This window comes from Pelomonas sp. SE-A7 (assembly GCF_030345705.1).
Classification (GTDB): Bacteria; Pseudomonadota; Gammaproteobacteria; order Burkholderiales; family Burkholderiaceae_C; genus JAUASW01.
This window is the reverse complement of sequence record NZ_JAUASW010000003.1, coordinates 80721-100603: the sequence shown is the minus strand read 5'-3', so window position 1 is coordinate 100603 and position 19883 is coordinate 80721. Positions and strand designations below refer to the sequence as shown.

The window sequence follows — 19883 nt, the reverse complement described above, 5'->3', positions numbered from 1 at the left end:
CTGTTCCGAGTCTGGCGTGCTGGCCGCGTTGCAGGTGTCTCAGCGGCGGAAGCGCTGCTTGCATTGCGCCGACACGCAGCCATCGGCCAGACGGCTGTTGGCCGGGTCTGGCCAGTGTCGACCCTGGATCAGATGGAAGATCAGGGCCGCTTCCTTCTGGCCGTCGTCCGCCGCCAGGTCCTTGGCGCCTTTCAAGCGGTCTTGCACTGCCTGCAACTGCTCGCGCAGAAAGCGTCGGTCCTCGTCGGCGCCCAGTTCGGCCAGCAGGGCCGCGGCCTGGTCGGCCTGGTTGGCCGGGCCCTGGGCGATCAGCTGGCGCGACAGCTTGACCACCGCGTCGGCCGGGCGATGCAGGGTCTGCTGGAGGCGGTACAGCCAGCTCGCATGGCTGCCCATGGCGAGCTGCAGCTGCGGTAGGTAGTTGGCGCTGTCCCAGCGAAGCAGATAGGCCAGCGCGGCGCCCCGCGCATCCTCCTTGCCCGGGTCCTGCAGATGCGGCAGCAGGGCCTTCACCTCGGGCAGCAGGGCCGGGCTGGCGAAGCGGGCCACATAGCTCAGTCGAGTTGCCAGGGCGAAGTTCTGCATGGCCTTGTCGGTGGGAGCTGGCAGCCTGGCCAGCGCTTGGCGCAGGCAGGCGTCGACCGGCTCTAGAAAACCGTCCGGCAGGTCCCGCACCGATTCCAGCTGCACCGGCATCTCGGCGCAGGCCTCGCGCACGACATAGGGCGCGGCGACCGAGCCCTGCAGCCGTATCAGCTGCTGCAGGGCGACGCCGCGGGTGCTGCTGAAGTCCGGACTGGCGGACCGGTCCAGAAAGCGGTGCAAGGCGGCCGCAACACGGGCGCCGTCGAGCCGGCGGTCGGGCCGGCTGATCAGCGACTGGATCAGGTAGGGATCGATCTCGTCGAAATGCTCGATCAGCACCTCGCGGGCCGCTTGCAACTCGGCATCGTCCCTGGCCTCGGGCGGCGTGCGGGTGAAGACCAGGCGGGCGGCATTGATCAGCGATTCGCCGCTGCGCCAGGGCAGGCTCCGGGCCAGGCGCTGGAGCTGCACCTTCAGTCGCGCCTCCGCCTCCCGTGGCGACTCTTCGACCGGTGCGAGGCTGCGCTGCAGGGACAGCAGCGTTTCCAGCACGGCGTCGCGCACGTTCAGCACCTGGGCGGGGTCGTCCAGCGCCTGCTCCAGCACGGCGATCAAGGCCGGCCGGTCGCGGCTGATCCACAGGCCGTCGCTGACCGAAACCCAGCAGGGCCCGCCCTCCTGGTCCGGATGCAGCAAGAGGGCCAGCTTGATGCGGGTGGCGGCCGCACCGGGCAGGCGGTTCAGGCCATCGGCGGCCTGCTGGGCCTGGCGCGAATCGCGGGCGGCACGGATCTCGCGCAGGAAGGCCTCGGCTTGTCGGGCCTCGTCCTGCTCCGAGGGCAGGGCCTCGATCTCGAAGTGGACCGCATTCGTGCTCAGCGCCTGGCCGGTGCGCTGCGTGACCAGGCTCAGCGTGTAGCGACCGGCCCGGTCGAAACGGTAGGCGAGCGGCAGCGGCAGGCTGAGCGTCAGCGGCTGGCCGACCGGCAAGGCCTGGCGCGTGAACACGTGGTCCTGGTAGCCCTGCGCGCGGTTGCGCTCATTGCGCCAGCCAGTCAGGCCCTGGGCCGGCTCGATCTCCAGCCGGTCCAGGTGGGACAGCGGCGCGTTGACCAGCACCTGGACGCCCGGCTCCAGCGCCTTCAGCCTGAGCTCCAGCACGACCGGCTCGCCAGCCTTGTAGCGCGTCTTGCCACCGGCCAGGCCGAGGCTGGCCTCGGCAGAAGCAGCGGCCTGCGCCGCGATGGGGCCGGCCAGCAGCAGAAGCAGGGCGAGCCCGCCCAGCTTCCGGAGCAGTGCCGGGGTCAGCATCAGCTCCGCAAGACCTGACCCTTGACGCCGGCACCGCCGTAGCCCGGGAACACCTGGGCCAGGGCCACCTCGCCGACGCCCAGATGGCGCTGCAGGATGGGGCTCAGCACGGCGCGGAAGTCGGTGGTCACGGCCAGGTCGCGGCCATCGGTCAAGGCCGCGGTTTCGAGGCCGGGCCAGTCGCCCATCACCTGGCCGCCGGCCACCGGGCCGCCCAAGAGCCACATCACGTTGGCGCGGCCATGGTCGGTGCCGCCGGTGCCGTTCTGGCGCACGGTGCGGCCGAACTCGCTCATCACGACGATGACCGTGTCCTTCAGGCTGTCGCCCAGGCCCTGGGCCAGCGCTTCCAGGCCTTCGGCCAGGCTGCCCAGGCGGTTGGCCAGCTGGCCGCGGGCGCCGCCCTGGTTGACGTGGGTGTCCCAGCCGCCGACCGAGGTGAAGGCCAGCTGGGTGTGGGCGTCGGCCTGGATCAGCTGGCCCAGGCGACGCGCATCGGCGGCGAAGCTGCGGGCAGAGGGCGCGCCGTTGTCGGCGCTGGGGTCCATGCTGCGTCCGCCCATGCCGCCGGCCATGCCTCCGCGCTCGTTGCGCTCGGCGGCGGCGGCCATGCTGCGCTTCATCTCGCCGCGGCCTTCGGTCGTGTCCTTGTAGGTCTTGGCCATGGCGCCGTCGCCACCGGTGCCGCCGTAGAGCTTGTCCAGCGCGGCCTGCATCTTGGGATCGTCAATGGCCTTGGCCTCGAACGCGCGCGGGCCCAGGCCCAGCGAGGCCACGCTGTTGGGGCCGGCAAAGATGCGCGGCGGCGTGGCACCCATGTTGACGGCGCGGGTCGGCGCCGCTGGGCCGGGCAGGGCGGCGAGCAGGCGGTTCATCCAGCCGTCGGGCGTGCTCTTGCGGCCGGGCGTGCCGCTTTCCATGTAGTCCTGGGCGTCGAAGTGCGAGCGGGTGCTGTCGGGCGAGCCGCTGGCATGGACGAAACCCAGGGCGCCCTGGTCCCAGAAGGGCTTGAGCCGGGCCAGCGCCGGGTTGAGGCCGAAGCGGCTGTCGAGCTTCAGGAGCGTGCCTTCGTCGGTGCCGGGCGCGGCGAGGGCCGTGGTCGAACGCGACTGGTAGTAGTCGCGCTCAGCGTAGGGCGTGACGACCGAGAGGCCGTCCACCGCGCCGCGCAGCATGATGACGACCAGCTTGCGCTTGGCCAGTTGCGGATCGGCGGCGGCCGCCTGGGCACTGCGGGACCAGAGGCTCCAGCCGGCGATGGCGGCGGTCTGGGAGACGAGGAATTGACGGCGTTGCATGGCGTACGGCTCCTGCGGTTCAACGCTTCATGAAGTCGGGGCTGCCCAGCAGCAGCGCGACCTGAAGATTGGCCGGCTCGGCGGCAATGTTCTTGCGGGTGGATTCGCTCAGCAGCGGGCCCAGCGTGCTCATCAGGCCTTGTGCGTCGGCCGCGGGCAGGCCGCTGCGGCGCGCCCGGCGCTCGGACAGGGTGCTGGCGAACTGCACGCGCTGCGACAGGGCCTCGGGGTTCATCCAGCTGCTGGCCACGTTCTTGTAGCCGTCCGGCGTCTGCCAGCCGTACAGCGGCATGCCGGCCTGGGCCAGCAACTGGGTCAGCGGCTGCACGTCGGGCGGCGTGGTGGCGTCCAGCGCGCGCAGGCTGCTGACCAGGTAGTGGTAGGGCGTCTTGAACTTGGCGCCATAGGCCTCGCGGCTCCAGAACTCGTCCGACTCGACCAGGGCTCGCGTGACCGCCTTGAGCTCGCCCTGCGTAGCCTGGAACTTGTCGGCCAGGCGCCTGACCAGGGCCGGCGGCGGCTGGTCGGCCACGAAGGCCTGCGCCAGCTTGAAGGCAATGTGCTTCGCTGTGGATGGATGGGCGGCCAGCACGTCCAGCGCCATCTCGCCCTCGGCCTGGCCGGCGCCCTTGACCGCGCGGCCCAGCCACTGCTTGTTGCCGTTGTCGTGGCGGCGCGGATCGAACTCGAACAGCGGGCCCTTGCTGCCGCGCTGGGCGGCGCGGTAGTCCACGGTCCAGCCGGTCAGCATGCGGGCCAGCTCGGTCACGTCCTGCTGGCTGTAGCCGCCGTCCACGCCCAGCGTGTGCAGCTCCATCAGCTCGCGGGCGTAGTTCTCGTTGAGGCCGGTCAGGCGCTGGGCGTTCGGATTGGCACGGGCCAGGCGCTGTGGCGGCTGGTAGCCGGGCTTCACGCTCTGCACGTTGTCCAGGTAGACCAGCATGGCCGGATGCTTGGCCGTGGCAGCCAGCATGTCGCGGAAGCGGCCGAACACGAAGGGCCGTATCGCCTCGCGCTCGTAGGCGCCGACGAGGACGGAGACCGGGCCCTTGCCGGCGAACACGTTGAAGTGGTTGAACCAGAACTCGACCAGCACTTCTTCCAGCTGGGCCGGGCTCTCGATGGCGCGGGCCAAGCGGGCCTGCGCGGTCTGTTGCAGCACCGGCCGGACCAGCTCGCGGCGGGCATTGGCACGGGCCGCCTCGGTCTTGGCGTTGTCGTCTTTGCCGGCGTCCTTGTTCGCCTCCATGGTCGCCGCGGCCTCGCGGCGGTTGGCGCGGTTGGCCTGGGTGGCCTCGCGGTAGCGGCCTATCAGCTCGGCCTGGCTCAGGGCCTGGGTGTCGAGGCCGGCGAGGCGGGTCTTGAGGGCCTCAGGTGCGGCCGCGCTGGCGGGCTCGAACTGGGCGGCCAGAAAGGCCTGCAGCCAGCGCTCGGCGCCGAGGCTGCGCATGGCCGCCACATCGCCGGGACGAGGGCCGTAGGCCAGGCGGTTCAAGGCATGCAGGGCTTTCTCTTCGGCGCTCAGCGGCGCTGCACCTTGGGACCAACCTAGACCTGCCAGGGGCAGGGTGCTTGCCAACGTGAAGCCCCTTAGGGCCTGTCGTCTTGTTATGGACTTCATCTTGCGACTCCGTACTGCCAGGACTGCAGAGTCGCCAGTGTCGATCAAGCCGGCATTGCCTGGATGCAAAGCTTTGTTGCCGGTGGGCGCAGGGGTGCTAGTGGCTTTCCCGATGCGGGAGACCGGCCGGGCGCTGCTATGGTGCCGCTGCCCTGTCGGGCGTTGGAGATCTGGCGATGTACCCACGTGCCGAACGCTATTTCGCGCTGGCTCTGCTGATCACCCTGATCGGCTTCTTCCCGACCTACTTCTCCCGCGTCGGCGAGGCTTCGAGCCTGCACCACATTCACGGCCTGACGGCCACCGGCTGGATGCTGTGCCTGATCACCCAGGCCTGGCTGATGCGCACGCGCCGGCTGCGCTGGCACCGGCTCTTGGGTTGGACCAGCCTGGTGCTGGCGGTCAGCCTGTTTGTCTCGGGGCTGCTGGTGGTCCGCAGCATGCTGGGCGACAAGGGCAACCGGCTGGGCCCCAGCCTGGCCTTCATAGACTTCGTCGCCCTCGGCTATTTCGCCCTCGCCATCACCCTGGCCCTGGTCAATCGCAAGCGGGTCCAGCTGCATGCACGCTACATGGCTTCGACCGTCGTGCTGGTGCTGCCGCCGGCGCTGGCGCGGGTCCTGTTGTTCTTCGTGGCGGGATTCACGAAGCTGGCCCCGGCCGTCCATGGTGCCTTCGTGCTCAGCGAACTGGTCGTGGTCTTGCTGCTGCTGGACGACCGGCGCCGCGGTGCCGGCTTCAGCAAGCCCTATCTGGGCCTGATGGCCGCCACCTTGCTGCAGCATGCCGGCTTCACGTTCAGCCGCTACTGGCCGGCCTGGGGCCAGTTCACGGCCTGGTACGCCGGCCTGTAGTCGAAGCCTCAGGCCGGGCTGGCCAGGGCCTTGGCGATGCGGTGGCGGCTCACCGTGGGCTTGGGCACACGGAAATTGAACCAGCTGCGCACGTCCTCTTCCAGGCCTATGCCGTGCATGAAGTTGTAGATCGCCTTCTTCAGCGCGACGCCGAGCTGGTCATGGTCCACGCCGGTCGGGTCAATGAAGCCCACGTCGTTCTTGGCAAAGGGGCTGTCGGGCAGGGGCAGCAGCTGCACGCCGTAGTCCTGCGGGTTCAGACCGACCGGTGAATGCACCGTGCAGGCAAAGCGGTGGAAGAAGCCGCCCTGTATGCAGCCGTTCTCGAACAGCTGGCGCACGTATTCCAGGGCGTCCACCGTGTCCTGCACCGTCTGCGTGGGGAAGCCGTACATCAGGTAGGCATGGACCAGGATGCCGGCATCGCTGAAGGCCTTGGTGACCCGGGCCACCTGCTCGACCGAGACGCCCTTCTGCATCAGGTTCAGCAAGCGATCTGAAGCGACCTCCAGGCCGCCCGAGATGGCGATGCAGCCGCTGTCGGCCAGGTGCTGGCAGAGCTCGGGCGTGAAGGTCTTCTCGAAGCGCACATTGCCCCACCAGCTGATGGCCGTGCCGCGCTTTTGCAGCTCGGTGGCGAGTGCCTTCAGCGACTTCGGCGGAGCCGCCTCGTCGACGAAATGAAAACCGGTCTGGCCGGTCTCGGCCACCACGGTCTCGATGCGGTCCACCAGCAGCTCGGCCGAGGCGGCGTCGTAGCGCGAGATGTAGTCCAGCGAGATGTCGCAGAAGCTGCACTTCTTCCAGTAGCAGCCATGGGCCACGGTCAGCTTGTTCCAGCGCCCGTCGCTCCACAGCCGGTTCATGGGGTTGAGCATGTCCAGCAGCGACAGGTAGCGGTCCAGCGGCAGACCGTCCCAGGTCGGCGTGCCGACTTCGGCGAAAGGTACGTCGGGTTCGACGAAGTTGATGTACTTGACCTCACCCGATTCGGCGTCGCGGATGAAGGTGCGTACCAGGCGCGGCTGCGAACGCTTGCCGGCCAGGTGTTCCAGCAGGGCCAGCAGCGGGCGTTCGCCGGCGTCCAGCGTCACGTAGTCGACGAAGTCGAACAGCCGCGCTTCGCTCAGCTCGCGCAGCTCGGTATTGACGAAGCCGCCACCCAGCACGATCTTCAGGCCCGGCCGCAGGGCGTGCGCCGCTTGCGCGATCCGCAGCGCCGCATAGACCGCGCCGGGGAAGGGCACGGACAGCAGCAGCACGTCGGGCCGGTGACGTTCCAGCGCCTCGACGGTCAAGGCATGCAGGGTCTCGTCCACCCAGTTCGCCGGCGCGGCCAGGGCCTCGGCCAGCGGGTCGAAGCTGGGCTGGCTGGTGGCCAGCTGCTCGGCATAGCGGACAAACTCGAAGCGCGGGTCCACCGCATCGCGCAGCACGTCGGCCAGGTCGTTCAGGTACAGCGTGGCCAGGTGGCGGGCCCGGTCCTGCAGGCCCAGCGCACCGAAGGCCCAGGCCAGTGGGTCGCCGCCTTCCTCATCCACATAGGCCTCCAGCGACTCGAAGCGCGGCCCCTCGGGCAGGAACTGGCGGGTGTTGATGCGATGGGCCAGCGTGGCATCGCGGCCCTGCAAGAAGGCGATCACCGCTTCCACCGTCGCCAGGTAGCGGCCCGATTGCGCAAGAAAGCTGCGTACCCGCGCGCCGTGCTTCTTCTGTGCTTCGCAGATCGCCAGCAGGCGTTCCAGGCCGCCGCGCGAGAACAGCTTCAGCACCAGGGCCAGCGCCAGGTCTTCCTGCTGCGCGTCGAAGCCGCGCGAGCGCAGGAAGCCGGTCAGGTAGGCGGTGGAGGGGTACGGCGTGTTCAGCTGCGTCATCGGCGGGATGACGCTGAGCAGGCGGAGGGAGGGCGAAGGGGTGGAGGACATCGGGAGCGCGGACATGCGCTCCCGATTGTCGGGTAGATCGGCAGAGGCTCATTCCTCGGGCAGCAGGATCCACAACAGCAGGTAGATGACCACGCTGCCACCCGCGCACACCGTGCCCAGCACGAAGGCCAGGCGCCAGACCCAGGAGGCGAGGCCGGTGATGTTGGCGATGCCGCCGCAGACGCCGCCTATCCAGCGGTCGTTGCGGCTGCGCCGCAGGCTGTTGATCGCCGCGGCACCGGGGGCGGCGGCCGGGGCCTGCGGTTGCGGGGCCGGATCGCCGTTCAGGATGCGGGCCTTGGCGCGGGCGAATTCTTCGTCGCTGAGCACGCCGCGCTGATGCAGTTCGGCGAGCTTCTCGAGGTCGTTGCTGAAGGACATTTCGTTCTCCTCATGGCGTGTTGCGATGAGGCAAGACTACCGATGCCTACGAGGGATGCGAGCGACTCGCGATGGACTGCAGCAGCGTGGGATCCAGGCCGCGCGAATGCAGGATCAGCCGTGTGAGCCTGCTTACCAGCTGCCCGTGTTCTGCATGGAAATCCAGGGCTCGGCCGGTGGCAGCGCGGTGCCGCTCTGCAACAGCTCGATCGAGATCTGGTCGGGCGAGCGCACGAAGGCCATGCGGCCGTCGCGCGGCGGGCGCAGGATGGTCACGCCGTGCCTTTGCAGCCGCTCGCAGGTGGCGTAGATGTTCTCCACCGCGAAGGCCACATGGCCGAAGTTGCGGCCGCCGCCGTAGCTCTCGGCCTGGCCGGTCTTCTCGTCCGGCCAGTTGTAGGTCAGCTCGATCTGGGCCTCGTGGTCGTTCGGCGCGGCGAGGTAGACCAGGGTGAAGCGCCCCTGCGAATGTTCGCTGCGGCGCACTTCCTCCAGACCGAGGGCATCGCGGTAGAACTTCAGCGAGGCCTCGAGGTCATTGACCCGGACCATGGTGTGCAGGTACTTCATGCAGAGCCTTGTGGAGCAGAGGCCGCATTGTGGCCGCTCTGCCAGGCGCCGGCCGCCCGCTGTCCGAAATCCCCAACGCGCCCCGCAGAACCGGGACACGGCGGGCCACCAGGTAGCCGATCAGGCAGATTGCAAAGGTGAGTGCGATCAGCAGCAGGCCTTCGACCAGCGGCGGCAGCGACAGCGGCAGCAGCGCGCGGGTCAGCAGCACGATGACGCTCTGGTGCAGGATGTAGACGCAGAAGATGGCCGGGGTCAGCCAGCGGCGTGCCGGATGGTCCCGGTCCAGCCACTGCTTGGCAAAACCGCAGGCCGCGCAGGTGGCCCACCACTGCAGGCCGCCCCAAAGGCAGCGCATCACGGTGCGCAGAGTGTCGGGCGGCGTGTCCTTGGCATAGGCAAAGAAGTAGACCATCAGCAGCGCCCAGCCCAGCAGAGCCAAGCCCAAGGCCCAGCGGCGCCATTGCTGCATCAGCTCCCACAGCCGGCTGTGCGCACCGTAGAGCCCCAGCAGGAACAGGCCGCCGTATTGCAGGTGGTTGTACCAATCCCAGCTCAGGTTGTGGGTGGACGGGAAGATGGAGGCCAGCTGGCGGGCGGCCATCAGCGGCAGCGCCAGCAGGCCTAGCGTGAAAAGGGCGCCGCGCGGCTTCTCAAGCCAGGCTTCCAACTCGGTCGCAAGCTGGGGCAGCAGCTTCCACAGCGCCCAGCCGACCAGGCTGTAGACCCACAGGTAGGCGACGAACCAGAGGTGGTTCCAGGTCGGCAGGTCCAGGCACTTGCCTTCCTTGCCGCAGAAGCCGTGGAAGGCCTTCACATAGAGCTGCATGAAGTCCAGGTAGCTGCCGCCATAGGCCAGCTTGGTCTGCACTTCGTAGAAGGCCTGGGGCGGCACGATGACGAACATGCCGAAGATCAGTGGCCACAGCAGGCGCTTGCTGCGCGAAGCGACGAAGCCCTCTGGCTTGCGCGTCAGCAGGTGGTGGGCCGCGGCGCCGGCCACCAGGAACAGCAGGCCCAACCGCCAGGGCGAGGACAGCAGCATCAGCGGCTCGATGGCATCGCTGGCGGACGCACTCTTCACGTGCCAGTCCCAGCTGACGTAGTACATGCCGACGTGGTAGGGCACCAGCAGGCCGAAGGCCAGGATGCGCAGCCAGTCGAGGAAGTATTGGCGTTGGGTGTCTTTCATGGCGCCAGCATCTCAGCCATCAGCGCGGGTGGCGAGCCGCCAGGGGCCAGTCGCACGGCGGCTGGGGCCAGTCGCACGGCGGGCCGTCCCGCCCGCCGCTTCCTGATGTTTTCCTGATGCGATTGCGGCGACAAAGCAGGCCTCACTCATCAACAACAGGAGGACCCTGATATGTCTGCATTCGAAACATCCGGCTGGCTGCTTGGATTCGCGCTGGGGGGCGCCGGTCTCTTGGGCACGCTGCTGCTCTTGTTCGTCGCCGGAGTCGTGCGCTACATCCCCAACGACCGCCTCGGCGTGGTTGAAAAACTCTGGAGCCTGGGCGGCTCGGTGCAATCGGGCCTGCTGGCCTTGAACGGTGAGGCCGGCTTCCAGCCTGAGCTGCGCCGCGGCGGCTTCCACTTCTTCGCTCCGTTCCAGTACCGCGTCCACATCCGCTCCATGGTCACCGTGACCCAGGGCAAGATCGGCTACGTGTTCGCCCGCGACGGCCAGGACCTGCCGGTCGGCCAGACCCTGGCCAGCAATGCCGCGGTCAGTGACTTCCTCGACGTGCGCGCCTTCCTGCAAAGAGGCGGCCAGAAGGGCCCGCAGCGCCAGGTGCTGCGCGAGGGCACGCATGTGATCAACCCGGCCCTGTTCGTCGTGATGACCGAGGAGGCCACCTACGGTCTCAACATGGACGCCGACGAGCGGGGCTACTACGAGCGCATGCGCGCCCTGCTGGAAGAGCGCCAGGCCTTCACGCCGGTGGTGATCAAGGAGCGGACCGGCAGCCATGAGTCCGACCAGCTGGCCATCGTGACCGTTCAGGACGGCCCGGCCCTGGCCCGCGACGAGCTGCTGGCGCCCGACGTCGGCGATGCGCACAACAGCTTCCAGGAGCCGGAGCGCTTTCTGTCGGCCGGAGGTCGCCGCGGCCGCCAGGAGCGGGTGCTGGTCGAAGGCACGTACTACATCAACCGCCTGTTCGCCACGGTCGAGTTCATAGGCAAGACGGTGATACCGGTGGGCTTCGTCGGCGTCGTGGTTTCGTACACCGGCGCACGCGGCGAAGACGTGTCGGGCAATGAGTACAGCCATGGCGAGCTGGTGCGCAACGGCTGCCGCGGTGTCTGGCGCGATCCGCTGATGCCGGGCAAGTACGCGTTCAACACCTATGCCGGCAAGATCGAGCTGGTGCCCACGACCAACTTCGTGCTGATGTGGAAGAGCGGCGAGAGCGGCTCCAGCTTCGACTCCAACCTGCGCGAGATCACCCTGATCACCAAGGACGCCTTCGAGCCGCTGCTGCCGCTGTCGGTGGTGGTTCACATCGACTACCGCAAGGCGCCGCTGGTGGTGCAGCGCTTCGGCAATGTGAAGCAGCTGGTCGAGCAGACGCTGGACCCCATGGTGTCCAGCTACTTCAAGAACGTTTCGCAGACCCGTACCTTCATCGAGCTGATCCAGTCGCGCTCGGAGCTGCAGGCCGGCGCCTCCAGCGACATGCGCGAGCGCTTCCTGGCCTATTCGCTGGAATTCCAGGAGGTGCTGATCGGCACGCCTCGTCCGCAGCAAGGTGACCACAAGATCGAGTCCATCATGGCCCAGCTGCGCGACCGCCAGATCGCCCGCGAGCAGGTCGAGACCTTTGCCCAGAAGGAGATCGCGGCCAACAAGCAGCGCGAGCTGAACGAGGCCGAGAAGCGCGCCGAGAAGCAGGCCGAGCTGACCGCCTCGCTGGTGGACATCTCGATCAAGGAGAACCATGGCGCCGCCAACGTCAAGGCGGCCGAAAAGCGCCGTCAGGAGATCGAGGCGCTGGCCCAGGCCGAGCGCTATCGCCAGGAGGCCGAGGGCCAGGGCCGTGCCGCGGCCATCCGCAGCGTCGGCGAGGCCGAGGGCGCGGCCATCCGTGCCAAGTCCGAGGCGCTGGAAGGCGAGGGTGCCGACAAGCAGCTGACCCAGACCGTGATGCTGCGCCTGGCCGAGGCTTTCGAGACCGCGCGCGTGCCCCTGGTGCCGCAGATCCAGCTCGGCGGCGGCGACGCCGGCTCGGGCAATGCGATGGCCACGCTGCTGGGCCTGATGGGCGCGCTCAAGGCCAAGGAGCTGGAAGGCCTGGCCAGTCAGCCGCGCAGCTGATCGCGGTAGCTGCGTGAAACGCGGAGCATCTGGCCGCTGGTCAGCGTCAGTTGCGCCTCGCCATGCGGCAGCGCCGTCACCGACTGGATGTGGCTGGCGTTGACCGCATGGCTGCGGTGCACCCGCACGAAACCGCCGGCGGCCGGATGCTCCAGAAAGGCATTCAGCGTCCGCCGGTCCAGGTAGCTGCGCGGCGGCGCATGCAGCTCGATGTAGTTGTCGGCCGCCGCCACCCATTGCACCTCGTTCAGCGGCAGCTTCACGAGCTTGCCCAGGTGCGGCACCAGCCAATGGCCCTCGGCCGGCTGCAATTGCTGCAGGGCGCTGAGCAGTCCGCCCCTGGCTTGCTCACGCGAACCCAGGCGCTCTCGCAATCGCTGCAGCGTCTGGGCCAGGCGCTCGGCCGAGTAGGGCTTGAGCAGATAGTCCACCGCATTCATCTCGAAGGCCTGGACCGCGTACTGGTCGAAGGCGGTCGAGAAGGCGCACAACACGCCGGGCGGCAGCTGCAGCGCCAGCTCCAGGCCGCTGAGGCCGGGCATCTGGATGTCGGTCAGCAGGGCATCGACCTTCTCCGCCTGCAGAAGCGCCAGAGCCTCATCGGCGTTGGCGGCTTCGCCGACCAGCTCGACGTCGGGATGGGCCTGCAGCAGGCGGCGCAGCTTGCTCAGCGCGGGCGGTTCGTCGTCGGCGATCAGCAGTCTCATGCGGGAATCACGATGCTGAGGGCGCTGCCGCCCTCGGGACGGGCGGCGAGCCGGACCTGGCCTCGCTCGCCGTACTGGGCGGCCACCCGCTCGCGCAGATTGCGCATGCCGACCGCGCCTTCGCGGCTGTCGCGCTCGGGCGCCTTGCCGCTGTTCTCCACGCTGAGCCGCAGCTCGCCGGCCTCGACCGCGGCGCGTATCCGCAGCAAGACCGGGCCGCTGGTGGTGGCCACGTCATGCTTGACCGCGTTCTCCACCGGCGAGATCAGGAGCAGGCTGGGCACCTGGCAGCGCAGCGCTTCGCTGCTGGCGTCAATCTCCACGCCGAGGCGCTCGCCGAAGCGGGCCTGCATCAGGCTCAGATAGGGCTGGACCAGGGCCAGCTCCTCATCCAGGCTGTGCAGCGGCTTCTGCTGGGCGTCCAGCGCATGGCGCAGCAGAGTGGACAGCTCGCAGACCAGGCGGTCGGCCTTGGCCACGTCCTCGTACATCACCGAGGAGATCAGGTTCAGCGTGTTGAACAGGAAGTGCGGCTGGATCTGCTCGGCCAGTCGCGCCAGCCGGGCCTCGGCCAGCTCGACGCGCAGGCGCTGGGTCTCGAAGTAGTGCAGCAGGCCATGGCAGACCGCCACGATGCCGGCGTAGGAGACCAGGTCCTTGCCCGCCTCGTAGCCCAGCACCGACAAGGCGCTGCCGGGCTCGTAGCGAACGTCGGTGAATGCGTAGGCCGCGAAGCGCAGCGCGAACATGCCGCCGACGTGGATCAGCATGAAGGCCAGCGCTCCCAGGGCATGACGCAGGCATTGCACCAGCCAGGGCTTGCCCAGCAGGGCCTTGTGCCAGCGGTAGACCGCGAGGCCCAGCGGTGCGGTCAGGGCGACCGAGCTGAATTCCCAGACGAAGGGCTCCCAGGCATGGTGGCCGCCGCGAGTCAGGTAATGCTGCAGCTCGGCCAGGCTCAGCAGCAGGGCCATGGCGGCCATCAGCACGGCATAGGCGATGAGCGAAAGCGGCGCTGTGCGATTGACGGGCATGGGCGGCAGCATAGGCCCTGAACCGGCCCGAACCCGGCGACTCGCCCCGGCAGCGCAGCGCCTGGCCCCAGGGGCCTGTGGGAGACTGCGGCCATGAATGAAGCGAGCTTGGTCAAGGTCTGCATAGTCGGCGCGGGCGCCATAGGCGGCTGGATAGGAGCCCTGCTGGCGCGCGCTGGCGAGGTCGAGCTGAGCGTGCTGGCGCGTGGCGCCACCTTGGAGGCTGTGCAGCAGCAGGGGCTGAGGCTGGACCTGGCGGGCGAGCGCATCAGCGTGCCGGTGGAGGCCAGCAACGACGCCGCTGCCTTGGGGCCGCAGGATCTTGTCGTGCTGGCGGTCAAGGGACCTGCTCTGGCCGCCGTGGCGCCGGCCGTGGCCCAGTTGCTGGGGCTGAAGACGCGGGTGCTGGTGGCCATGAACGGCGTGCCCTGGTGGTTCTTCCACGGCATGGGCGGCGAAGGCGAAGGCTGGCAGCTGGAATCGGTCGATCCGGGTGGCCGCATCGCGGCCCTGATCCCGGCCGAGCGGGTGATCGGCTGCGTGGTCCACGCCAGCTGCAGCGTCACCGAGCCCGGCCTGGTGCAGCACAAGATGGGCGCCGGCCTGATCCTCGGCCTGCCCGCGGGAGGCCTGAGCCCCGAGCTGCAAGCCTGGGTCGAGCTGCTGCGGCGCGCCGGCTTCGAGGCCAGTGCCTCGGAGCGAATCCAGCGCGACATCTGGTTCAAGCTCTGGGGCAATATGACCTTCAACCCGATCTCGGCCCTGACCGGCGCCACCGGCGACCGCATCCTGGCTGACGAGCTGGTGCTGGGCTTTGTCACCCGCGTGATGCGCGAGGCCTCGGCCATAGGCGCGCGCATTGGCTGCGCCATCGAACAGACGCCCGAGCAGCGGCATGAGGTGACGCGCAAGCTGGGCGCCTTCCGGACCTCGATGCTGCAGGACGTCGAGGCCGGCCGGCCGCTGGAACTGGATGCCCTGGTCGGCGCCGTGCGCGAGATCGGCCAGCGCCTGGGCATGGCCACGCCGGACACCGATGCCCTGCTGGGCCTGGCGCGGTTGATGGCGCGCAGCCGCGGGCTCTATCAGTAGGGCAGGCCGCCGGCGTTCGCGCGCCAGAGGCGCTCGTAGTCGCCGCTCTTCTTCATCTCGCCTATGGCGGCATCAACCCGGGGTAGAAGGGCCACGTGAGGGCCCTTGAGCGCAGTGACGAGGTGCAGGGCGGGCGCCAGGGCATCGGGCACCGGAGCATGCAGCAGCTCGGGATCGTCGAGGTAGTGGTGGCGACCGCCATCGATCTGCTGCATGACCTCGAGTTCCTCGACGAAGTAGTCGCAGTTGCCGAGCAGGGTCTTGGACACCAGGGTGGTGTAGCTGCGCGACCCCAGGTCCAGGTCCTTTTCGGACAGGCCGTAGTGCTGGTAGCTCGAACCGTTCATGCCGCAGCCGCGATAGCGCTTGAGGTCGGCCTTCTCGCGGATCGGCAGCGGCCGGCTGCGACGGTAGAACACCTGGGGCGTCAGCGTCTTGTACGGCGCCGAAAAGGCCAGCAGTTTGGCCCGTTCGGCATCGTGGTAGGCGCCGATAGCGAAGTCGACCTCGCCCAGGGCCACGGCCCGGAGGCAGCGCTTCCAGGGCAGCTTGCCTTCCATCCTGAGCTCCAGCCCCAGCCGGGCAAAGACCGCAGGCCACAGGTCCGCGCTGAACCCGGCCAGCTTGCCGTTCGCCTTGTCCCAGTACAGCCAGGGGGGGCCGTCACCCGGTTCGGAGCAGGCGGTCAGCGGGCGGGCCTGCACGGCCGGCAGGTTCGCCAGCAAGAGGGCAGCGGTGAGGACGCGCAAGGCCGGGCTCATTGCGCCCATGCTGCCATCGAACGGCGTCGAACGGGCCGCCTTTTGCCGGGCAGGGTGTCGCCTTCAGAGCGGACGCACGCCAATGAGCAGCGAGTGACCCCAGAAGGCAAAGGCGGCCCAGGCCGCGGCTCCGAACACGACGGTCAGGGCCGTCCTGGCGGCGCTGCCAGCCGGCCGCGCCAGGCCAGCGGCCGCATCTCGCCGCCGCGAGCTGCGAAAGCACAGGATGGCCCAGAGGAGGAAGCCACCGAACAGCAGCAGGTCGGCCAGTTGGTTGTTCGCCAGCAGATGGGCCAGGGCCCAGACCTTGGTGCCCAGCAGCATGGGATGGCCGAGCTTGGCCTTGATCTGGTTGCCGGGCACATAGGCGGCCGTGAACAAGACGAAGGCGACCAGGGTCAGCAGGGCGGCCAGGTGGTTCATTCCGGGCGGCGTGGCCCAGAGCACGATGGGATCGAGCCGGGCCTGGCCGTAGCCATGGACGATCAGTCCGAAGCCCAGCAGCGACAGCAGGGTGTAGCTCAGCTTCCAGGGCTTGTCGCCCAGCCGGGCGATCTGGCGGCTGCGCCAGTCGTCGGCAAAGATGCGTACCGAGTGCAGGCCGAGGAAGATCAGCAGCCCTGCAACGAGTTCGGTCATGGTCGGCTCCCCGCCCGGGATGGGCGCGGCCGACTATAGCGGGGCGTCAGCGCCTTAGAGGACCTGCTTCATGCCCCACAGCAGCACCGGGTAGGCCAGGCCCCAGATCGCGGCGACCAGGACCAGGGCCTTCAGCGCCGTCATCGCCTGGTGGGCGCGGGGGGTGTTCATCATCGGTTTCAAGCTCGACATCGTGTCCGCTCCGAAGTGAGGGGTCGCAAGGAAACGCAGGGCCGCTCCCAAGTTTTCTTGACCCCCTCGGGGGGCGCCTGGCGCGAAGCGACAGGTTGGGGGCGTCGTGACCATAACGAGCAAGAGCCATGCCCGGCCTACCTCAAGTCGGGGGATTCGTGCAGCAGTTGTCACCAAGCGTTGTTCTTCATCCCGGTCTGACCGCCAGTTCCAGCACGCGGAGGGCTTCCTGGATCGGGACGAAGTTAGAAGCCGCTGCCGGAGCCGGCCGAGGCTGCCGGCGTTCCGACTGCAGCGCGCAGCAGGTTCTGGTACCGGAGTGCACCGCCCTTGTGCGCCTGGCTCTCCTTCGGGATGAGGCGACGCGCCATTTCGGCGCCAAGGCCATCAGCCCTCGGGGCTTTACTCGGCCTTGACCGCCACATCCAGCACGCGCAGCGCATCCTGGATGGGGATGAAGAAGTTGAAGCCCTTGCCACTGGCCACGCCGCCCTGGGTCAGGCCGACGACGGCACCGTCGCTGTCCAGCAGCGGACCGCCGCTGCTGCCGAAGGTGACGGCGGCATCGCTCTGCAGCACGCGCCGGCCCTCGAGCACACGGTCGGCGCTGAGCACGCCCTTGGTCATCGAGCTGGTCAGCACGCCCAGCGGCGAGCCTATCGCGAACACGTCCTCGCCAATGTCCAGCGTTGCCTTGCGCAGCGCCAGCGGCGTCAGGTCGACCGAAGGCGTCTTGAGCAAGGCCACGTCGGTGCGCTCGTTGATCTTGATGATCTGAGCGACCAGCTTGTCGCCGTTGGGCAGCTTGACCTTGGCGAACTTGGCGCCCTTGACCACATGGGCATTGGTCAGCAGATAGCCCTCGCGGTCGATGTAGAAGCCGCTGCCGGAGCCGGCCGAGGTTTCCAGCGTCACGACGGCGGCGCGCAGCATGTTCTGGTTCTTCAGGGCACCGCCCCTGGGCAGGGCACTGCCCTTGAGCGTCATGGCCCGCGGACCGTCGGTACCGGTGGCGGCCGGCTCGGCGGCCGTCGGGGCCGCAGCCACCGTTGTGGCGGGAGCAGAAGCAGCCGCCGCTACCGGCGCTGAAGCCGCAATCGGCGTCGTCATCGTGCTCAGAATCTCGGGCGCGGCCAGGAAGTTGGCGAAGGTGGACAGCACCGCGCGCTTGCTGAGGTCGCGGATCTTCTCCTTGCTGAAGGCCAGGCCCTCGGTGCTGAGCTGGAACACCACCTTCTGCTCGCGCTCCGAGTACAGGGCCCAGTCGATCTTGAGGTGGATCCAGCCTTCGGTCTCGCCGCTCACCGGGTTCTGGCAGATCTCGTACCTGGCCTGCTTGAGCACGCCGCCGATGCGGTAATCCGGGGCGGCGCCGACATCGGTCTCAAAGGCATTGGCGTCGCTGGGGCCGGCCATCGGGTAGCCGAGCCGCTTCAGCTCCTGGGTGGCCAGCGTGGCGATGGTGGTGCCGAAACTCTTGCTGTAGTTCTCGTTGACCGTCAGCGGCTGGCGGTTGCCGCAGAACCAGCCGGCGGTGAGGGAGCCAAGTTCGTCGCCTTGCAGCAGACCGATCTTGATCTTGTCGACCGCCAGCTTGGCCTTGAGCTCGCTGCCCTGGACGGAGCGGGCTTCCTTCTGGGTCACCTGGGGCGGGGGCAGCAGATCCCAAGCGAAGGCCAGGGGGGCGCAAAGCGCCAGTGATCCGGCCAACAGGCGGAGCTGGTTCTTGAACATCGGTTTCTTCTCCCTCGAGCAATGAAATGAAATAGCTGCAGATTCCCACTGCATGGGCGCGCGGCAGCGGATCTTACGGGCGGATCGCGGTTCAGGCCGTGCGGTCAACCCGCAGCGCGAGCACCACCGAGCTGGTGGTCTTGATCACGCCTTCGATCTCGCCGATCTCGTCCAGCAGCTGGTCCAGGCGGGCCGTGGTCTCCGCCGTGAGCAGGGCCATGTAGTCGAACTCGCCGCTGACCGAGGCGAGCTGGCGCAGCTCGGGAATCTTGGAGATGCGCAGCACCACCTCGCGGCCAGCCTTGGGCTGGACCGTGATGCCCACAAAGGCCTGCACCGCCCGCTCGCCGGCCTCGGTGCCCAACCGCGCCGTGTAACCCACGATGGCGCCGCTGGCTTCCAGGCGGGCCAGCCTGGCCACCACGGTGGTACGCGCTATGCCCAGTTTGCGGGCGAGATTGGCCGTGCTTTCGCGGGCATTGGCCTGCAGCAGGGTGATCAGCTGGCGGTCGATGGCGTCGATCATGGGGAAAACCCTTGTTTGATTCGATTCGTCGAAGGCGGCCGACGAATCGTCCGAGAGTCGCAGTTTATCGACGATAGCTTGCTTTCTTTCGTCGGCGCCCCTTCCTAGACTGCGGCCCATCTGAGAACCCTCACAAATTCCCTAGGAGCTCCCCATGAAGATCGCCCTGCTCGGCGCCGGCCACATCGGTGAAACCATTGCCCGCCTGCTGCATGGTTCCGGCCACTACGACGTGACCGTGTTCGACAAGAATGCCGCCGCCCTGGCCGTGCTGGCCGGCGAAGGCATCAAGACCCAGGTCGTGCAGGAGATCGGCGCCGGTGCTGCCGCCCAAGTGCGCGGCTTCTCGGCCATCGTCAACGCGCTGCCCTACCAGCTGGCCATCCCCGCGGCCCACATGGCCCTGGAAGCCGGCTGCCACTACTTCGACCTGACCGAGGACGTGGCCGCCACCAAGGAAATCCAGCGCATCGCCACCGGTGCCAAGACCGCCTTCATGCCGCAATGCGGCCTGGCCCCGGGCTTCATCGGCATAGTTGCCGCCCACCTGGCCAAGAGCTTCGACAGCCTGCACGACGTGAAGATGCGCGTCGGCGCGCTGCCGGCCTTCCCGACCAATGCGCTGAAGTACAACCTGACCTGGTCGGTCGACGGCCTGATCAACGAGTACTGCCACCCCTGCGAGTGCATCCACGACGGCGAGAAGATCGACGCCCTGCCGCTGGAAGGCCTGGAGCATTTCTCGCTGGACGGCACCGAGTACGAGGCCTTCAACACCTCGGGCGGCCTGGGCACCCTGTGCGAGACGCTGGCCGGCAAGGTCAAAAACCTGGACTACAAGACGGTGCGCTATCCCGGCCACCGCGACCTGATGCAATTCCTGCTGGGCGACCTGGCCCTGAAGAACGACCAGGAACTGCTCAAGGACATCATGCGCAAGAGCATGCCGGCCACGATGCAGGACGTGGTGCTGGTCTTCGTGACCGTCTCGGGCATGAAGAACGGCCGCCTGGTGCAGGAAGTGTTCGCCCGCAAGATCTTCGCCGAGCGCGATGGTGCCCGTCCGCTGTCGGCCATCCAGATCACCACCGCCGCCGGCATGTGCGCCGCCGTCGACCTGTTCCGCCAGGGCAAGCTGCCGCAGTCGGGCTTTGTCTCGCAAGAGGAAGTCTCGCTGCCCGAGTTCCTGGCCAATGAGTTCGGCAAGGCCTACCAGCAGTCGCGCCAGGTCGAGTCGATTGGCTGAGCAAGGACCGAGAAGGGTCCCTGCGGACCCTTCGACGCCTTGCGAAGAAGCCTGCGCTTGCAAGCGCAGGCTCGGACGAGAAGGACAA

The 19883-nt window shown here is 68.3% G+C and carries 17 protein-coding genes; 4 read left to right on the top strand and 13 right to left on the bottom strand.

What is annotated here, in order from left to right; genetic code table 11:
• Window positions 1-39 precede the first annotated feature (39 nt).
• From QT382_RS18425 to QT382_RS18415, 3 genes are read right to left on the bottom strand one after another with little or no spacing between them, the layout of a single operon-like run.
• Entirely contained in the window at window positions 40-1896 is a 1857-nt protein-coding gene (locus QT382_RS18425) for a hypothetical protein (RefSeq protein WP_289255582.1), read from the bottom strand.
• Entirely contained in the window at window positions 1896-3194 is a 1299-nt protein-coding gene (locus QT382_RS18420) for a DUF1501 domain-containing protein (RefSeq protein ID WP_289255581.1), read from the bottom strand. Before QT382_RS18420 ends, QT382_RS18425 begins: the two co-directional genes overlap by 1 nt.
• Before the next feature lie 19 nt (window positions 3195-3213).
• A complete protein-coding gene (locus QT382_RS18415) occupies window positions 3214-4773 on the bottom strand; it encodes a DUF1800 domain-containing protein (protein ID WP_289255580.1) in 1560 nt (519 codons plus the stop codon).
• Between the two features lie 218 nt (window positions 4774-4991).
• On the opposite strand from QT382_RS18415, the gene QT382_RS18410 reads away from it, so the two are divergent.
• Window positions 4992-5669, top strand: coding sequence for a hypothetical protein (locus tag QT382_RS18410; protein WP_289255579.1), 678 nt, complete (start codon window positions 4992-4994; stop codon window positions 5667-5669).
• Between the two features lie 8 nt (window positions 5670-5677).
• Here QT382_RS18410 and QT382_RS18405 read toward each other — a convergent pair whose 3' ends face one another.
• From QT382_RS18405 to QT382_RS18390, 4 genes are all read right to left on the bottom strand, one after another.
• The gene (locus tag QT382_RS18405; RefSeq protein ID WP_289255578.1) at window positions 5678-7594 is read right to left on the bottom strand and encodes a B12-binding domain-containing radical SAM protein; all 1917 of its coding nucleotides are present in this window, start codon (window positions 7592-7594) and stop codon (window positions 5678-5680) included.
• 48 nt (window positions 7595-7642) lie between these two features.
• Window positions 7643-7975 (bottom strand): PspC domain-containing protein, encoded by a 333-nt coding sequence (locus tag QT382_RS18400; RefSeq protein ID WP_289255577.1) that lies wholly within the window; start codon window positions 7973-7975, stop codon window positions 7643-7645.
• Window positions 7976-8107: 132 nt separating this feature from the next.
• A complete protein-coding gene (locus QT382_RS18395) occupies window positions 8108-8545 on the bottom strand; it encodes a VOC family protein (protein WP_289255576.1) in 438 nt (145 codons plus the stop codon).
• The gene (locus QT382_RS18390) at window positions 8511-9737 is read right to left on the bottom strand and encodes an acyltransferase family protein (protein ID WP_289255575.1); all 1227 of its coding nucleotides are present in this window, start codon (window positions 9735-9737) and stop codon (window positions 8511-8513) included. Before QT382_RS18390 ends, QT382_RS18395 begins: the two co-directional genes overlap by 35 nt.
• A 171-nt stretch (window positions 9738-9908) precedes the next feature.
• Here QT382_RS18390 and QT382_RS18385 point away from each other — a divergent pair, with 171 nt between their 5' ends.
• Window positions 9909-11864 carry an SPFH domain-containing protein gene (locus QT382_RS18385; protein ID WP_289255574.1) on the top strand — a complete coding sequence of 652 codons (1956 nt, stop codon included), beginning with the start codon at window positions 9909-9911 and terminating at the stop codon, window positions 11862-11864.
• On the opposite strand, the gene QT382_RS18380 is transcribed toward QT382_RS18385, so the two are convergent.
• Together QT382_RS18380 and QT382_RS18375 are read right to left on the bottom strand one after the other, a co-directional pair.
• Window positions 11849-12571 carry a LytR/AlgR family response regulator transcription factor gene (locus tag QT382_RS18380; protein WP_289255573.1) on the bottom strand — a complete coding sequence of 241 codons (723 nt, stop codon included), beginning with the start codon at window positions 12569-12571 and terminating at the stop codon, window positions 11849-11851. The genes QT382_RS18385 and QT382_RS18380 overlap by 16 nt on opposite strands.
• Window positions 12568-13605: a sensor histidine kinase gene (locus QT382_RS18375; protein ID WP_289255572.1), complete on the bottom strand. Its 1038-nt coding sequence runs from the start codon at window positions 13603-13605 to the stop codon at window positions 12568-12570. The genes QT382_RS18380 and QT382_RS18375 overlap by 4 nt, the downstream gene beginning before the upstream one ends.
• Before the next feature lie 93 nt (window positions 13606-13698).
• Between QT382_RS18375 and QT382_RS18370 the strand changes: the two genes are divergently transcribed.
• A complete protein-coding gene (locus QT382_RS18370; RefSeq protein WP_289255571.1) occupies window positions 13699-14697 on the top strand; it encodes a 2-dehydropantoate 2-reductase in 999 nt (332 codons plus the stop codon).
• Here QT382_RS18370 and QT382_RS18365 read toward each other — a convergent pair.
• From QT382_RS18365 to QT382_RS18350, 4 genes are all read right to left on the bottom strand, one after another.
• Window positions 14691-15467 carry a substrate-binding periplasmic protein gene (locus QT382_RS18365; RefSeq protein ID WP_289255570.1) on the bottom strand — a complete coding sequence of 259 codons (777 nt, stop codon included), beginning with the start codon at window positions 15465-15467 and terminating at the stop codon, window positions 14691-14693. The genes QT382_RS18370 and QT382_RS18365 overlap by 7 nt on opposite strands.
• A gap of 54 nt (window positions 15468-15521) precedes the next feature.
• A complete protein-coding gene (locus QT382_RS18360) occupies window positions 15522-16097 on the bottom strand; it encodes an NnrU family protein (protein WP_289255569.1) in 576 nt (191 codons plus the stop codon).
• A 594-nt stretch (window positions 16098-16691) separates the two neighbouring features.
• Window positions 16692-18023 (bottom strand): S1C family serine protease, encoded by a 1332-nt coding sequence (locus QT382_RS18355; protein WP_289255568.1) that lies wholly within the window; start codon window positions 18021-18023, stop codon window positions 16692-16694.
• Window positions 18024-18114: 91 nt separating this feature from the next.
• Entirely contained in the window at window positions 18115-18549 is a 435-nt protein-coding gene (locus QT382_RS18350) for an Lrp/AsnC family transcriptional regulator (protein WP_289255567.1), read from the bottom strand.
• 154 nt (window positions 18550-18703) lie between these two features.
• On the opposite strand from QT382_RS18350, the gene QT382_RS18345 reads away from it, so the two are divergent.
• A complete protein-coding gene (locus QT382_RS18345; protein ID WP_289255566.1) occupies window positions 18704-19795 on the top strand; it encodes a saccharopine dehydrogenase family protein in 1092 nt (363 codons plus the stop codon).
• The last annotated feature ends 88 nt before the right edge of the window (window positions 19796-19883 follow it).

What these genes read in the sequence shown, in the direction of transcription:
- QT382_RS18425 (WP_289255582.1), bottom strand. Translation starts at nt 1,896, where the DNA reads ATGCTGACCCCGGCACTGCTCCGGAAGCTGGGCGGGCTCGCCCTGCTT.
- QT382_RS18420 (WP_289255581.1), bottom strand. Translation starts at nt 3,194, where the DNA reads ATGCAACGCCGTCAATTCCTCGTCTCCCAGACCGCCGCCATCGCCGGC.
- QT382_RS18410 (WP_289255579.1), top strand. Translation starts at nt 4,992, where the DNA reads ATGTACCCACGTGCCGAACGCTATTTCGCGCTGGCTCTGCTGATCACC.
- QT382_RS18405 (WP_289255578.1), bottom strand. Translation starts at nt 7,594, where the DNA reads ATGTCCTCCACCCCTTCGCCCTCCCTCCGCCTGCTCAGCGTCATCCCG.
- QT382_RS18400 (WP_289255577.1), bottom strand. Translation starts at nt 7,975, where the DNA reads ATGTCCTTCAGCAACGACCTCGAGAAGCTCGCCGAACTGCATCAGCGC.
- QT382_RS18395 (WP_289255576.1), bottom strand. Translation starts at nt 8,545, where the DNA reads ATGAAGTACCTGCACACCATGGTCCGGGTCAATGACCTCGAGGCCTCG.
- QT382_RS18390 (WP_289255575.1), bottom strand. Translation starts at nt 9,737, where the DNA reads ATGAAAGACACCCAACGCCAATACTTCCTCGACTGGCTGCGCATCCTG.
- QT382_RS18385 (WP_289255574.1), top strand. Translation starts at nt 9,909, where the DNA reads ATGTCTGCATTCGAAACATCCGGCTGGCTGCTTGGATTCGCGCTGGGG.
- QT382_RS18380 (WP_289255573.1), bottom strand. Translation starts at nt 12,571, where the DNA reads ATGAGACTGCTGATCGCCGACGACGAACCGCCCGCGCTGAGCAAGCTG.
- QT382_RS18375 (WP_289255572.1), bottom strand. Translation starts at nt 13,605, where the DNA reads ATGCCCGTCAATCGCACAGCGCCGCTTTCGCTCATCGCCTATGCCGTG.
- QT382_RS18370 (WP_289255571.1), top strand. Translation starts at nt 13,699, where the DNA reads ATGAATGAAGCGAGCTTGGTCAAGGTCTGCATAGTCGGCGCGGGCGCC.
- QT382_RS18365 (WP_289255570.1), bottom strand. Translation starts at nt 15,467, where the DNA reads ATGGGCGCAATGAGCCCGGCCTTGCGCGTCCTCACCGCTGCCCTCTTG.
- QT382_RS18360 (WP_289255569.1), bottom strand. Translation starts at nt 16,097, where the DNA reads ATGACCGAACTCGTTGCAGGGCTGCTGATCTTCCTCGGCCTGCACTCG.
- QT382_RS18355 (WP_289255568.1), bottom strand. Translation starts at nt 18,023, where the DNA reads ATGTTCAAGAACCAGCTCCGCCTGTTGGCCGGATCACTGGCGCTTTGC.
- QT382_RS18350 (WP_289255567.1), bottom strand. Translation starts at nt 18,549, where the DNA reads ATGATCGACGCCATCGACCGCCAGCTGATCACCCTGCTGCAGGCCAAT.
- QT382_RS18345 (WP_289255566.1), top strand. Translation starts at nt 18,704, where the DNA reads ATGAAGATCGCCCTGCTCGGCGCCGGCCACATCGGTGAAACCATTGCC.